The sequence below is a fragment of the Salipaludibacillus aurantiacus genome, assembly GCF_900111295.1.
Taxonomy (GTDB): domain Bacteria; phylum Bacillota; class Bacilli; order Bacillales; family Salisediminibacteriaceae; genus Salipaludibacillus; species Salipaludibacillus aurantiacus.
This window is the reverse complement of record NZ_FOGT01000001.1, coordinates 167,902-182,607: the sequence shown is the minus strand read 5'-3', so window position 1 is coordinate 182,607 and position 14,706 is coordinate 167,902. Positions and strand designations below refer to the sequence as shown.

Genomic DNA, 14,706 nt, shown 5'->3' with positions numbered 1-14,706 from the left:
TAAGCTAAGTTTAGATGAGATGAAGAGTATTTAAGGATTTTAATAGAAATATAGAAGAGAGAAGAGCAGAGTTGGAGTTGAGGAGAGCAGAGATGAGCGTATCCATATAAGGACACGTCTGCCCCTTGGGCAGGCGTTTTAGCTTTTATGAGTTGTAATCTATTCAACCATGCTGTAAAAAGGCAGGTATTATTTGTCTTTTAAACAGCACCTCACATCCCTCATACTTCAATCCCTGTCAAATGAGAGAGGTGATTGAAATGGAAACATTATCCCAAGAGCGGTTTTACACATCCGCGGCCGTTTATTCTACGGTTCCTGTTTCAGTGAAAGTCTTTGCAGATACAAAAACCCCCATTCAGTTATTCCATTTATTTAATGAAGAGGCAGCTTTCCTGCTGGAAAGTAAAGACCCTTTATCACCCTGGGCAAACTATTCATTTATTGGATTAAACCCGGCCTATTTTCTTCACGATGATAACCATCTCTTTTTGTTTAAAAATAAAGAGGGAGAAGTTTTATTTAAAGAAAAAGATTTTCAGAAAGCCTGGGAGAGAGCTTTAGCCTATATCAATGTATCTCCGGAAATGCCAGATTTACCGTTTCCAGGCGGAGCAGTCGGTTATTTAGGGTTTGAGGCATATGGATGCTATGAGCCGCGGCTTTCGAGAAATTCACCAGGTAATGAGCACGATGTTTCCTTTATGTTTTGTGAAACCATTCTTGCTTATCAGCACGAAAAAGAGGAACTGACGGTCGTTCACTTACAAGATACTTCTTCCCTCGATAAAAAAGAGGCCTATGAGGGTGGCAAACGAAAGCTGAAGACTATCCTTGAAAAGATTGAACGGGATGACGCTGATCCTGTATCCATTGTTTCGATGGAGGAGCCGGGCAATGAAGACATTTTTGATGGGGTCCAATCAAATTACACTAAAGACCAGTTTACTGACCATGTAGAGCAAGTGAAGGAATATATTGCTGCGGGAGATATTTTCCAGGCTGTATTATCGCAGCGTTTCGAACTCCCTGTGCAATCTGACGGGCTCTCGCTTTACAGAGTTTTAAGAAAAATAAACCCTTCCCCTTATTTATATTACATTCGGATGGATGGCCAGGAGATCATTGGAAGTTCTCCTGAACGTCTTGTAAAAGTGGATGAGAATAAGGAGATGGAAATCCATCCAATTGCCGGAACGCGAAAAAGGGGACTGACACCTGAAGAGGATGCCGAACTTGCGGAAGAACTTCTCGCAGATGAGAAAGAACGTGCTGAACATTTGATGCTGGTCGATTTAGCGAGAAACGATTTAGGCAGGGTTAGCGAGTATGGTTCCGTGACCGTTAAAGATATGATGCAGGTCTCTTACTTTTCTCACGTCATGCATTTAATTACAAAGGTGACAGGCAGGCTCCACACTCACTCCCATCCTTTCGATGCGTTGTTTTCTACTCATCCGGCAGGGACCGTCTCCGGAGCGCCTAAAGTAAGGGCAGTTGAAATTATACAGGAACTGGAACAAACAAGAAGAGGGGTTTATTCAGGCGCCATTGCGTATTGCGGTTTTAACCAGGCTATTGATTCCTGTATTGCTATCAGGACAATCATTTTGAAAGATAAAACAGCGTATGTGCAGGCCGGGGCAGGAATTGTTCAGGATTCCGTACCGGAAAATGAATATGAAGAGACTAAAAATAAGGCAAGAGCGTTAATATACGCAATTAAATTAGCTGAGCAGAGGTTCGAAAAAGAGGAGGCAATAAAGAGATGAGCAGAGCACTGGAAAAGATTATGTCCAATACATCTTTAAACGAGAAAGAGGCAGAACAGCTTGTCGGACAAATGATGTCAGGGGAACACAGCCAGGAAGAAATGGCCGCAATCCTGTCTGTGCTTCAATTCAGAGGAGAGACAGTGGAAGAAATTGTCGGCTTTGCCAAAGGGATGCAGAGAAAAAGTAAACAGTTTACTCTGCCCTTTAAAGTGATGGATACATGTGGGACAGGCGGTGACGGAGCCGGTACATTTAACATTTCCACAGCCGCTGCGATCTTATTAAGTTCCATGAAAGTGAAAGTGGCAAAACATGGAAACAGGAGTGTATCCTCTACAAGCGGCAGTGCAGACGTCCTTGAAGAGCTAGGTATTCCTTTTCAGGACAATGAAAAAAATGCAGAACAGATGCTTAAAAACCACCATTTGGCATTTCTGTTTGCACCTGTCTATCACTCTGCCATGAAACATGTGGCGCCGGTACGGAAACAGCTCCGGATGAAGACGATTTTTAATCTCCTCGGCCCATTAACAAATCCGGCTGGTGCGTCTCACCGTTTAATCGGTGTATATGACAGAGAGGCAGCAAAGAAAATGGCTGAAGCCTCCAGGCATTTGGGAGTTGAACGGGCTTTGTTTGTCAGTGGTGAAGACGGTTTGGATGAAATTACTGTTCAGGGAAAGACCCATTTGATTGAAGTACGGGATGGGACCATTAAAGAATTTAATATATCGCCTGAAGAAGTCGGCTTAAAAAGACAGACTTTGGAAGGGGCCAAAGCTTCATCCTCCGCTGAAAGTGCTCAACTAATAAGGTCGGTGTTTGAAGGGCGGGCTCCTGAGGCGGCTGTCAACCTTGTTCTATTAAATGCGGGAGCAGCTCTATATGTCCAAGGTGCTGCGTCTTCAATATCGGAAGGGATTCATACTTGTAACAAAGCGATGGGCACTCAGGTGCTAAATCACCTGGAGGCTTTGAAAAAAGAAAAGGGGGCGGCGGCTACCTCATGAGCGTCTTAGACCGGATTGTTGAAAAGAAGAAAAAAGAGACAGAATCGCTGGCTGTGCCAGGAGAACGACTTGTAACTAAACCGCCCGTGTCTCTCTGTCAATCAATTGAACATTCGAGGCATCCATTAGGAATTATCGCTGAGGTTAAAAAAGCAAGCCCGTCAAAAGGGCTGTTAACTAGTGATTTCCAACCTGTAACGATTGCAAAAGAGTATGAAAGAATTGGGGCAGCGGGGATCTCCGTTTTAACTGATGAGGAATTTTTCCAGGGGCATGCCAGTTATCTGACTAATATAAAAAAAGAAGTGAGCCTTCCCATTTTAAGGAAAGATTTTATTATAGATGAAAAACAAGTTACGTTTTCTGAGAGGATCGGGTCGGATGCTATCTTATTAATAGCAGCTATTTTAGAAGGTTCCCAGCTTGCAGAGCTGCATGCTCAGGCTGAATCACTCGGCATGGAAGTATTAGTGGAAGTTCATAATGAAGCCGAGCTTGAAAAAGTGCTGGCCCATGTTACACCCCGGTTAATAGGGATTAATAACAGAGATTTATCTACCTTTAAAACAGATCTTTCAATTACGAGCAGCCTGCGTCCTCTTATTCCGGAGAATGCTTTGTTAATCAGTGAAAGTGGAATCCATAGTAAGAAAGACGTCGACTTTCTTTTGAACGAAAACGTGAACGGTCTTCTGGTTGGAGAAGGATTTATGAAAAGTGATAATAAACAGGCCTTTTTACGCTCCCTGTTCAATACGGAGGGATGAAAAATGAAAACAGCTCTCAAATTTTGCGGAATGAGATGTGAGCAGGATTATTTAAAAGGAGTTGAATCGGGAGCAGATATGCTGGGCTTCATTTTTGCTTCGGGTAAACGGCAAGTCAACTCTGAAGAAGTCGCGTTATGGCAAAGGAATAAGCAGCCATATCCCGGCCAAAAACTTACAGGTGTGTTTGTTAACGCCCCTGCAGAACAAGTATTAGAGACAGTTAAAACAGCAGGGCTTCATATCGTTCAGTGTCACGGCACTGAACCGCCTGAGGAACTTAAAGCAATAAAATCTGCAAGTGGAGCGCAGGTTTATAAAACGCTGCATCATCATAAAGAAGCAGTAAATGAGATGGCAAAGTATGAGGGTACAGCTGATGGATATGTCATTGATACAAAAACTTCCGGAGCCTGGGGGGGAACCGGCCGGCAATTTGACTGGGAAGCTGTTCCCGCCTATACGAGGGAAGCAGAACGCCAAGGTGTTCCCTGTTTAATCGCAGGCGGTGTGAATACAGATAATATTTATAAGTTGCTGGCTTATAAGCCTTCAGGAATTGATGTCTCGTCAGGAATTGAGACAGACGGGAAAAAGGACGAAAGGAAGATGTCAGAAATGAAAAAAGCAGTGAGCAAAACATATCAGGCTCCTGACCATTTAGGCCGGTTCGGACCTTTTGGAGGAAAATACGTTCCTGAAACGCTTATGTATGCGTTAGAAGAACTGGAAGAAGCTTATGATTCAATAAAAAATGACCCTGAATTTGCAAAGGAACTTCATAAAGAAATGAAGGAGTATTCAGGCCGTCCTACAGCCTTGTCTTACGCCGGGCAGTTATCAGCCCATTACGGAGGAGCGCAGATCTTTCTAAAAAGAGAAGATTTAAATCATACAGGGGCTCATAAAATTAATAATGCTCTTGCCCAGGCTCTTCTCGCAAAAAGAATGGGAAAAACCCAGATCATTGCTGAAACAGGAGCAGGCCAGCATGGGGTGGCTTCTGCGACGGTGGCTGCAAGATTTGGGTTGACGTGCAAAGTTTTTATGGGCGCAGAAGATATAAAGCGCCAGGAATTAAACGTATTTCGCATGAGGCTTCTCGGCGCTGAAGTCATAGAAGTTCATTCAGGCGGAAAAACTCTCAAAGATGCAACAAATGAGGCAATCCGGCATTGGGTGGCTAACGTTCATGATACATTTTATTTAATAGGAAGTGTAGTGGGTCCCCACCCGTACCCTATGATGGTAAGAGATTTTCAGAGCATTATAGGAGAGGAGAGTAAAAGGCAGCTGAGTGAAAGAACAGGTAAACTTCCTGATGAAGTAGTTGCCTGTGTAGGCGGAGGAAGTAATGCCATGGGTATTTTTTATCCATTTATAGAAGACGAAGTAAAACTAACCGGAGTGGAAGCAGCCGGAAAAGGGATTGACACACCAGAGCACGCGGCTACCTTATCAAAAGGAAGAAAAGGGGTGCTTCACGGATCACTGTCTTACCTTCTCCAGGATGAAGATGGAAATATTACAGAACCGTATTCCATTTCTGCAGGGCTCGATTACCCCGGGATAGGTCCTGAACATGCCCATTTGCGTGACACAGGGCGGGTTAATTATGAGGCAGTCACTGATAAAGAAGCATTAGAAGCATTGGAAGATTTATGCCGGTTTGAAGGGATCCTGCCGGCCATTGAAACAGCCCATGCTTTAGCCTATGTGAAGAAGAAAGCCCCTGGCATGTCTAAGGATGACATTATTCTCGTCTGTTTATCCGGGCGTGGCGATAAGGATGTTCATACGATTCAGGACGCATTAGGGGAGGAAATAGAATGAACAGATTAAATGACACTGAATTTCAAAGTAAAAAAAGCAAATTCGTGCCGTATATTATGAGCGGCCATCCTAGTTATGAGTCCTCTATTGATATTGCTCTGACATTACAGGACTCCGGTGTTGATGCTGTAGAGTGGGGGGTTCCATTCAGTGATCCGCTTGCCGACGGTCCGGTAATCCAGGAAGCCGGCGAGCAGTCAAGAAAAGGCGGGGGCTGTCTGAGAAAAGCCCTTCAAGGATTAAAAGAGGCACGGGAGAAAGGTTTAGAAATACCTGTTGTGCTATTTACGTATATTAATCCCGTTTTATCTTTAGGTTTCAATGAATTAATATCGGAGATGAAAAAAGCAGACGTTGACGGTCTGCTCATTCCTGACCTGCCTTTTGAAGAGAGTGATGAACTTAGAAAGCTTTGTAATGAGGAAGGTATCTCTTTAATCTCTTTAATCGCTCCCAGCTCCAACCATAGGATGGAAAAAATCAGCCGTTTAGGTGATGGGTTTTTATACTACGTTACTTCACTCGGAGTAACTGGCACACGTGAGAGTTTCTCTGACTTATTAGCCTCTAATATCAGCGAACTTAAAAAAACGGCTCAAGTCCCTGTTCTGGCAGGTTTTGGCATATCCACGAGAGAGCATGTCCGCTATTTTCAGGGTATATCCGATGGGGTTATTGTCGGAAGCGCTCTTGTCAAATTCATTTCGGAACGCCAGCAAGAATTAAAAGACAAAAAAACGAAAAAGGAAGCGCTTCAGGAAATAAAAGTGTTTGTACAAGATCTCATTTCGTAATAGTATAGAGGGTAAAGAATGTTAGCAGTGGAGGGGTTAAAGATGAAGGTGAAACCGTCGATGGTTGATCTTGTGCCTTACCAGCCAGGAAAGCCAATAGAGGAAGTAAAAAGAGAACTGGGACTTGACGAAGTAATTAAACTTGCATCTAATGAGAATCCATATGGCTGTTCACCGGACGTTGAGAAAGCGATCTTGGATTCATTTAAAAATGTAGCTGTCTATCCAGACGGGTATGCGAGAGTATTAAGAGAGAAAACAGCGGCTATGCTCCAGGTGGAGGAAGATCAGCTGATCTTTGGGAATGGATCAGATGAAGTTATTTTAATTTTATGCAGATCTGTTCTCACGCCTGAGGACAATATCGTCACGGCTGCTCCTACTTTTCCCCAGTACCGGCATAACGCGGTAATAGAAGGGACCGAGGTGAAGGAAGTCCCTCTTAAGAACGGCGTCCACGATTTAGAGGCAATGCTCAGTGCGATAGACGAAAATACTAAAATGGTTTTTGTCTGTAACCCAAATAACCCGACAGGCACATATGTAAATGACGAGGAATTTAAACGGTTTATCAGAAACGTGCCGGAAGATGTGATTGTGGTTAGTGATGAAGCTTATATTGAATACGTCACAGCTTCTGATTATCCTGACACACTGCCGTTACTTCAAGACTATCCTAATTTAGTCATTTTACGCACGTTTTCCAAAGCATACGGTTTAGCTTCTCTGCGTGTTGGCTACGGGGTGGCCCATTCTGATCTTATTAAGGCTGTAGACCCGGGACGCGAACCGTTCAATACTAATTCCATGGCTCAGGCGGCTGCCGCTGCGGCGCTGGATGACCAGCAGTTCATACGGGACTGCCAAGAGAAAAATGCACGGGAAATGAAAAAATACGAAACCTTTTGCAAGGAAAATGATTTTAAATACTTTCCCTCTCAAGCCAACTTTATACTAATGGACCTGGAAAAACCGGGAGGAGAAATTTTCGAATACTTACTCCATAAAGGGTTTATTACAAGAAACGGCGAGGCGTTAGGATATTCTTCCTCAGTAAGAATTACATTAGGTAAACCGGCACAAAATGATAAAATAATTGCAGAACTGACAGACTGGCTCGCTTAGGAGGTTCATTGTGAGTAAAAGGATATTAATTATCGGGCTGGGGCTGATTGGAGGCTCTCTTGCCCTGGCAGTAAAAAAGGGTTATCCCGGCACCACCATCACCGGGTACGATATAGACCCGCAGGCAAGAAAACTTGCTAAAAGCCTCCAGGTAATTGATGATGCAGCGGTTTCCCTCGAGGATGAAGCTCCGGAAGCCGATATCATCATTATTTCCACCCCTGTTGAAAGCACTATACAGGTTATAAATGAGTTATTAAACCTGCCTTTAAAAAAAGGGAGCCTGATTACTGATGTAGGGAGCACAAAACAAACTGTCGTAGAAAAAGGAAGCCTTTTAAACGAGAAAGGTGTGTTCTTTATCGGTGGGCATCCAATGGCGGGTTCCCATAAATCAGGTGTTGAAGCATCAAGGGAAAGGCTGTTTGAAAATGCCTTTTACATACTGACTCCTACAGAAGACATACCTGTTGCTAAAATGATCCAGCTTCAAAACGTCCTGAAGGCTACCCGGGCTAAATTTATTGAATTAGATCCTGAGACACATGACAGGTTTGCAGGGCTTATCAGTCATTTGCCCCATATTATCGCTTCGGGCCTTGTTCATCAAGTTGCAAAAACCGGGGAAAAAGAACCGCTTGTTTCCCAGCTGGCAGCAGGAGGGTTCAGAGATGTGACACGAATTGCCTCTGCTTCTCCAGGCATGTGGCGGGATATTTTACTGCATAATAGAGAAACACTGCTGACGATGCTTGCAGACTGGAAGCAAATGATGAGTGAAGTGGAAAAAATGCTCGTTGAAAGAGACGAGGATCAGATTTACTCTTTTTTCGCTGAAGCGAAAGCAGTCCGTGATGACCTGCCGGCTAAAAAGAAAGGGGCTCTCCTTCCTTTTTATGATTTGTTCGTTGATGTACCGGACCATCCGGGGGTTATCTCTGATGTCACAGCCATTCTGGCCCAATCCGGGATAAGCATTACTAACATCAGAATTATAGAGGCCCGTGAAGATATCATGGGGGTACTAAGGTTAAGTTTCAGGTCTGAAGAAGATCTAACCCTGGCAAAAGCAAAGCTTTCAGAGCACATGTATGAGACATATGAAGCCCCTTAGAGGAGGAGATACCTGGTGATTAATACTGTACAACCTATTAAACACACACTTAAAGGGAGCTTGCGCATCCCCGGCGATAAATCAATCAGCCACCGCGCTGTATTGTTTGCCTCTCTGGCAGAAGGAGAGTCCAGGATATACGGTTTCTTACACGGTGAAGATTGTCTAAGTACGATTTCCTGCATGAAAGATTTAGGTATTGATATACAGGAAAAGCATGATTACATCTACGTTGAGGGAAAAGGCCTACATGGACTAAGAGAACCTGAAAACGTTTTGGATGCAGGCAACTCTGGCACGACAATTCGGCTTCTCTCAGGCATTCTGGCAGGGCAGGATTTTTCTTCCGTACTGGTGGGGGACGCTTCAATCGCTAAAAGGCCAATGGGAAGAGTAACCGGTCCCCTTAAAATGATGAATGCAAAAGTAGACGGGCGCGCATACGGTTCATATACGCCGCTTCATATTCGAGGCGGCTCATTAAAGGCGATTGACTACCTTTCTCCGGTGGCAAGTGCCCAGGTAAAATCCTCTATCCTGCTGGCAGGACTTTACGCCAGAGGGGAAACCAAGGTGACAGAACCCTTTAAATCGCGCGACCATACTGAACGAATGCTTGAAACTTTCGGGGTTTCTCTCGGTATAACTGATCGCTCTGCTTCCGTAACTGGCGGCCAAAGCTTAAAAGGAACGGAGATTCATGTGCCCGGGGACATTTCCTCTGCAGCGTTTATGCTGGTAGCGGGGGCGATAGTGCCGGGGAGTGAAATTATACTGGAAAACGTTGGCATGAATCCTACGCGTACCGGTATAATTGATGTCCTTGAACAAATGGGTGCTGACCTCACTGTAAACAACAGACGGCATTTAGGGGGCGAGCCAGTAGCAGACTTAACTATCTGCTACAGCAGCCTGTCTTCGGTCACCATAGACGGAGACCTTATTCCGAGACTTATTGACGAAATTCCTGCTATAGCCGTTTTAGCTACACAGGCAGAAGGAACCACAGTTATTAAAAATGCTGAAGAGCTGAAAGTAAAAGAAACGAACAGGATTGACACAGTGGTTTACCAGTTAAAAAAATTAGGTGCTTCTATTGAACCGACTGAAGACGGGATGATTATACACGGGAAAACCGGGCTGCACGGAGAAACTGTAGAGAGTTACGGTGACCATCGTATTGGAATGGCTATGGCTTTATGCGGTCTTATTTCCAGTACACCTGTTACAGTTAAGGACACTGAAGCGATCGCCGTGTCATACCCATCTTTTTTTAATAACCTGGCTTATTTATCAGGTGAATAAATCACTCACTTTTAAAAGGGCTGACCTCCAAAGTTAAACTAAGGGGCAGTTCTTTTTTGTGTTCTGATGCATATCCGTCTCTTTTTCCACATAGCTTGTCTATAAAGAAACGGAGTTGGTTTCATATGAAATATGTAATGGAGGTATGGGACCCCGACGCGAAATCCAACAGGCAGGTTAAAGTGGAGAACGGAGTAATTAAGTACTGTGCACCTCATTCATCTTCTGATATGCAGGTGATTACGAAGCCTTTTAAAGTGAAGCCTGGCCATGTCACTTTTGAAAAGGAGGCAGCAGAGTGGTTTGATGACAATTATGGCCCCTCCTATATTAAAAGAATGCTGTTATCAGGTTTTTCGACATTTATAAGAATACTTCCTATCACATATGAAACGGATACTGAAGATGTTTTTAAAAAAGCGAGATTTCAGCTGAAGGATTGCCCGGTTAATTATATTTATGCGCCCCGGGTTTCTCTCCGCCGGCTTACTCCTTCCTGGGTAAGAAAACTGAAAAAGATGGCTGTACCGGTTATACTTTTTTACGTTGAAACAAAGGAAGAAATAGAGAAAACAAGATGGCAAAGGCTTCTGGAAGCTGCTTTTCCTTTAAGACTGATGTTCATTTTTGACTGTAAGCATTCTGCTCTATCAAATTCTGATGAAAAATATGCCCGGAGTAAATGGGAAAAAACAGTCAAAAATTTAAGAATTAACAGCTTTTTTTATCTGCCAGAACCAGGAGAGGAGGTTTCAAGGCTTTTATTGCAAAGAATTGGTTTATATCCTAAGAAAGGAAGCTTTGATTCAGGGAGTGACGCAGATTATTTTTTATATTTTAACGAAAAAAAAGAAGCAGAACACATACTCCTTCCAGAAATCATTATTTTAAAAGGAAAAGTCGTTAAAGCCGGCACCAGGTGGTTCTTAGAAGCAGCTGAAGGTGGAGAACTGAATTCAATTATTCCGGAACAGTTTCTTCCTATAAATGCTGTGCACAAATATTTATAGTAAAAAGATTAAAGTGTTTCCTGCAGTTCTGTTGACTCCTTTGCCAAGTGAGATAAAATGGGGAAAAGAGAACGAAAGAAAGGAAGCATCTATAATGGAAGAAAAACTTACGCACGCTATCCAGCTAATTGAACAAGGCCAGCATGAAGAAGGGTTGAAGAAAACTGAAGCCCTCGAAAAAACAGCAGATGACGAAACAAAAAGGACCATTGCGGAACTTTATTTTGAACTAGGCCTTGTAGATAAGGCTCTAACTATCATTGAAAAACTGATGTTTCAGTATCCTGATCATGGTGAACTTTTTGCTTTTGCAGCGGAATGTTACAGTGAATTAGGAAAAGAAGACGAAGCAATCGAGATGCTTACTGAGATAAAGAATGGAGATCCTGCTTACGTCCAGGCTCAGCTGCTGTTAGCTGACCTGTATGAATCTCAAGGACTCGAAGAAGTGGCTGAACAAAAGCTCATTGACGCCTTAAAAAGCGAACCGGAAGAAGCAGTCCTGCAGTTCGGATTAGGAGAGTTTTACTTAAACCGGGGAGACTATCAGCAGGCCATTTCGTATTATAAAAAAGCGATTCACAATGGCAGCCTTCCCGAAGACTTGCCAATACAGCCTGAACTTAAACTGGCTGAAGCCTACAGTGCGACCGGAGAATTTGAAGATGCCTTAGCCTATTACCGGGAAGGGCTCGAAGATGAGGAAACTCCTGATGGCTTATTTGGATTCGGTTTTACAGCATTACAGATTGAAGACTATGAAACAGCGGTATCGGCGTTCACCAGGCTGATTGAAATGGACCCTGATTATACAACGGTATACAGTTATCTGGCTAAAGCTTATATCGCCCAAAAGAAATTGGGAGAAGCGATGGAAGTTCTTGAAGAAGGCATCAAGAAAGATGAATTCAATGAAGACCTTTATCTTGAATTGGCGAAACTTCAGTTTTCTAAAGGGAAACATGAAGAAGGAAAGACTTTTCTGGAAAAAGTAATCGCTTTGAACCCGTCGAATGTTTCGGCTGTTAAAGAGCTGCTTGTCTATTTTAATAATGAAGAAGATTATGAGGCAATTTTGGATTTATTAACTTTCCTTGATGACTTTGGGGAATTTGATCCGTTATTTGAAAAGTTCCGGGCGAAGGCCCTGTTCGAGGAAGATAATGTCCTTGAAGCTGCAGAATCTTATCAAGTGGCCCTTGATTCTTTATCAAAAGATGAGGTGCTTGTTGAAGAAGCGTCAATGGCTTTTTTGGCAGCCGGTAAAAAGGAACAGGCTATCGGTTTATTGGAAGAGCTTTTATTAATGCAGCCTCACCGATTTGATATCGAAGAGCGGCTGGTTGAGCTGAAAAAACCAAATGATTAAGGTTTTCTTATAGGTTCAGTACAGCCTGTAATAAAAGTAAATAAAAATAAGATATTTAAGCAGGATTATTCGAATAATTGGAGAATAGTTATTATATTAAGAAAAGTCTCAGTCAAATGTTTAAGTTTTCTGTCCCCGGTATTAAATTTAAAGGGAGGGGTCGTGGTGAATAATCCAGTTCCAGTCATTGATAAGCGGGATTTCTTAAAGTGGTTTTTAGAAACCTATCAGCTGAAGCGGCGGGAGTGCGCCTGGTTACTGAACTTCCTTATGAGTGATGATATTTTAATGGAGAGAGTTCACTTTGTAGAGCAGGCGGAATGTTGTCCAAAAGCTTTGATGATTTCGGCAAACGACGTTGATCAAGTGCCCTTCGCGTTTCATAAAAACCAACACGTCACAATGGATGCGGAAAAATCATTTCACGACATAAGGCTCAATCGCAATGAGGATATTTATATCCAGTTGAATTTTAAGGATAAACAGACAGTGCCTCAATACATGGCAGTTTTGGAAGAAAACCCTTATCTGCCTGTAAACAAAGAAGAGGAAAATTTAAACAGTTTATTGGCAGAAATGGTTTTGGAAGAATCGCTCAGAGTCTCCCGGGTTAAAAATCTTGAGAAAGAAATTGACCAGGCACTTGTGAGCGGAGACGAAACAGCTTTTCTTAATTTGGCTAAAAAATATTCTGAATTAAAAGCCCTGGAAGAGTAGGGCTTTTCTTTTGCATTTAGTACCATCTATTTGCGGAATTCAGTTAAAATTAAAGGAGTGTTACCATTTATGAGATGGACACAGGCTCATATACAGACTTACCAGCAGGCTAGAGAATACGTGGATACGGCTATTATTCCACTGATTCCTCTTCAATGGGGAAAATCAGAGAAGCAGATCATTACCATGGGGGAATTTACGGGCTACCTTTCCGAATCTTTGGAAAAGCAGTTTACCGGGCGTGTTTTTTTATTGCCTTCTTTTACATATCTAACCTCAGAAAGTATGGAAGAAAGAGTAAAGCGTTTGAAAGCCTGGGACAATCATTTTTATCAGGAAGGGTTTAAATATATTATCTATGTTACTTCAGACGCAGAATGGAAAGCGGCAGAGAAAAAGCTGCCTGATGAACTTCTGTGGATGCCTGCTTCCTCTCCTGACTCTCTGGAGGCCAGCCAGTTCAAACGTCTCATAGAACAGCAGGTAGAGCAAATTATGCCTATATTTACAGCGAAGTGGCAAAGTGAACCGCTTTCAAGAGAAAACTAGGATACTATTCTTCTAAAACGATTTGAGTGATTTTTTATTGACACAGCCTGTTTTAGTGGGCTATTATAATACTGTCTTAGTATGTTTTTTGTGTGTGAAATTTGTGTGAAGAACTGGAAGTGAGGAGGGAAGGTCGTGAGTAACGAGAAAAGACACCGGGTATCCAGACGTCAATTTTTAACCTATACATTAACTGGCGTGGGTGGATTTATGGCAGCTGGTATGCTGAGCCCCATGGTCAGAATGGCACTTGATCCAGCATTGGAAGCAGGCGCAGATTCTGAATTTGTATCCATAGGTATAAGTGAAGATGAATTGACTGATGAACCACAGCGCGTTGATTTCCAGATGGAACTGGAAGACGGCTGGTATACGTCGGAACAAGCCAGATCTGCTTGGATTTATAAAGAGGGAGACGAGATTATCGCTCTTTCTCCAACCTGTACACATTTAGGCTGTACGGTGAACTGGGATTCCAATGAAAATTTCCCGGAGCAGTTTTACTGTCCTTGTCACGATGGACGTTTCGAACGGGATGGAACAAATATTGAAGGTACGCCACCGACGCGACCGTTGGACATTTATGATGTGGAAGTCCGCGACGGAGCGATTTATCTGGGACAAATTAATCAGCGCAGTTAATAAAGGGGGCGTAAGGAATGTTACAGAAATTATATGACTGGGTGGATGAACGGTTGGATATTACCCCGATGTGGCGTGATATTGCTGACCATGAAGTGCCTGAACACGTCAATCCGGCTCATCATTTCTCAGCTTTTGTTTATTGTTTTGGCGGATTGACATTTTTTGTAGTAGTTATTCAGATTTTGTCCGGAATGTTTTTGACGATGTATTATGTTCCGGATATTATTCATGCTTATGAGTCAGTCTATTACTTACAAAATGAAGTCACACACGGCATGATCGTCAGGGGTATGCACCATTGGGGTGCCAGTCTGGTTATTGTCATGATGTTTCTTCATACATTAAGGGTTTTCTTTACAGGGTCTTATAAAAAACCCCGCGAATTGAACTGGGTAGTCGGGGTCTTGTTATTCTTTGTTATATTAGGACTTGGCTTTACAGGATATCTCCTCCCTTGGGATATGAAAGCTTATTTTGCAACAGTAGTAGGACTTGAAATTGCAGAGAGCGCACCTGTGATAGGTGGTTTTGCTAGAACATTGTTAGCTGGTGGAGAACTTATTGGGGCACAGACACTGGCACGGTTCTTTGCGATTCATGTATTCTTCCTGCCTGGAGCTTTATTAGGGTTGTTAGGCGCTCACTTTTATATGATTCGTAAGCAAGGAATTTCCGGTCCATTGTAAGAATGGC

General features: G+C 42.9%; 14 protein-coding genes. All 14 read left to right on the top strand.

Annotated elements, in window-relative coordinates; translation table 11 throughout:
* Positions 1 to 260: 260 nt before the first annotated feature.
* The 14 genes from trpE to qcrB all read left to right on the top strand — a co-directional run bounded on the left by trpE (position 261) and on the right by qcrB (position 14,699).
* Positions 261 to 1,772 carry an anthranilate synthase component I gene (gene trpE / locus BMW59_RS00875; protein ID WP_093047125.1) on the top strand — a complete coding sequence of 504 codons (1,512 nt, stop codon included), beginning with the start codon at positions 261 to 263 and terminating at the stop codon, positions 1,770 to 1,772.
* Entirely contained in the window at positions 1,769 to 2,785 is a 1,017-nt protein-coding gene (trpD, locus tag BMW59_RS00870) for an anthranilate phosphoribosyltransferase (RefSeq protein ID WP_093047124.1), read from the top strand. The genes trpE and trpD overlap by 4 nt, the downstream gene beginning before the upstream one ends.
* Positions 2,782 to 3,552 (top strand): indole-3-glycerol phosphate synthase TrpC, encoded by a 771-nt coding sequence (gene trpC, locus BMW59_RS00865; protein ID WP_093047123.1) that lies wholly within the window; start codon positions 2,782 to 2,784, stop codon positions 3,550 to 3,552. Before trpD ends, trpC begins: the two co-directional genes overlap by 4 nt.
* Positions 3,553 to 3,555: 3 nt before the next feature.
* Complete coding sequence (gene trpB / locus BMW59_RS00860; protein ID WP_093047122.1) at positions 3,556 to 5,385, top strand: tryptophan synthase subunit beta; 1,830 nt, start codon at positions 3,556 to 3,558, stop codon at positions 5,383 to 5,385.
* Positions 5,382 to 6,179 carry a tryptophan synthase subunit alpha gene (trpA, locus tag BMW59_RS00855; RefSeq protein ID WP_093047121.1) on the top strand — a complete coding sequence of 266 codons (798 nt, stop codon included), beginning with the start codon at positions 5,382 to 5,384 and terminating at the stop codon, positions 6,177 to 6,179. The genes trpB and trpA overlap by 4 nt, the downstream gene beginning before the upstream one ends.
* 42 nt (positions 6,180 to 6,221) lie before the next feature.
* Positions 6,222 to 7,304, top strand: coding sequence for a histidinol-phosphate transaminase (gene hisC, locus BMW59_RS00850; RefSeq protein ID WP_093047120.1), 1,083 nt, complete (start codon positions 6,222 to 6,224; stop codon positions 7,302 to 7,304).
* Between the two features lie 10 nt (positions 7,305 to 7,314).
* Positions 7,315 to 8,418 carry a prephenate dehydrogenase gene (locus BMW59_RS00845; protein ID WP_093047119.1) on the top strand — a complete coding sequence of 368 codons (1,104 nt, stop codon included), beginning with the start codon at positions 7,315 to 7,317 and terminating at the stop codon, positions 8,416 to 8,418.
* Positions 8,419 to 8,430: 12 nt separating this feature from the next.
* A complete protein-coding gene (gene aroA, locus BMW59_RS00840) occupies positions 8,431 to 9,723 on the top strand; it encodes a 3-phosphoshikimate 1-carboxyvinyltransferase (protein WP_093047118.1) in 1,293 nt (430 codons plus the stop codon).
* Positions 9,724 to 9,860: 137 nt separating this feature from the next.
* Positions 9,861 to 10,733, top strand: a complete 873-nt coding sequence (locus BMW59_RS00835) for a hypothetical protein (protein WP_177174138.1) — start codon at positions 9,861 to 9,863, stop codon at positions 10,731 to 10,733.
* 94 nt (positions 10,734 to 10,827) lie between these two features.
* Entirely contained in the window at positions 10,828 to 12,102 is a 1,275-nt protein-coding gene (locus tag BMW59_RS00830; RefSeq protein ID WP_093047116.1) for a tetratricopeptide repeat protein, read from the top strand.
* A 165-nt stretch (positions 12,103 to 12,267) separates the two neighbouring features.
* Entirely contained in the window at positions 12,268 to 12,819 is a 552-nt protein-coding gene (locus BMW59_RS00825) for a ReoY family proteolytic degradation factor (protein ID WP_093047115.1), read from the top strand.
* 69 nt (positions 12,820 to 12,888) lie between these two features.
* Entirely contained in the window at positions 12,889 to 13,368 is a 480-nt protein-coding gene (locus tag BMW59_RS00820; RefSeq protein ID WP_093047114.1) for a YpiF family protein, read from the top strand.
* Positions 13,369 to 13,503: 135 nt separating this feature from the next.
* Positions 13,504 to 14,010 (top strand): QcrA and Rieske domain-containing protein, encoded by a 507-nt coding sequence (locus BMW59_RS00815; protein WP_245732889.1) that lies wholly within the window; start codon positions 13,504 to 13,506, stop codon positions 14,008 to 14,010.
* 17 nt (positions 14,011 to 14,027) lie between these two features.
* Positions 14,028 to 14,699 carry a menaquinol-cytochrome c reductase cytochrome b subunit gene (gene qcrB, locus BMW59_RS00810; RefSeq protein ID WP_093047113.1) on the top strand — a complete coding sequence of 224 codons (672 nt, stop codon included), beginning with the start codon at positions 14,028 to 14,030 and terminating at the stop codon, positions 14,697 to 14,699.
* Positions 14,700 to 14,706: the final 7 nt, after the last annotated feature.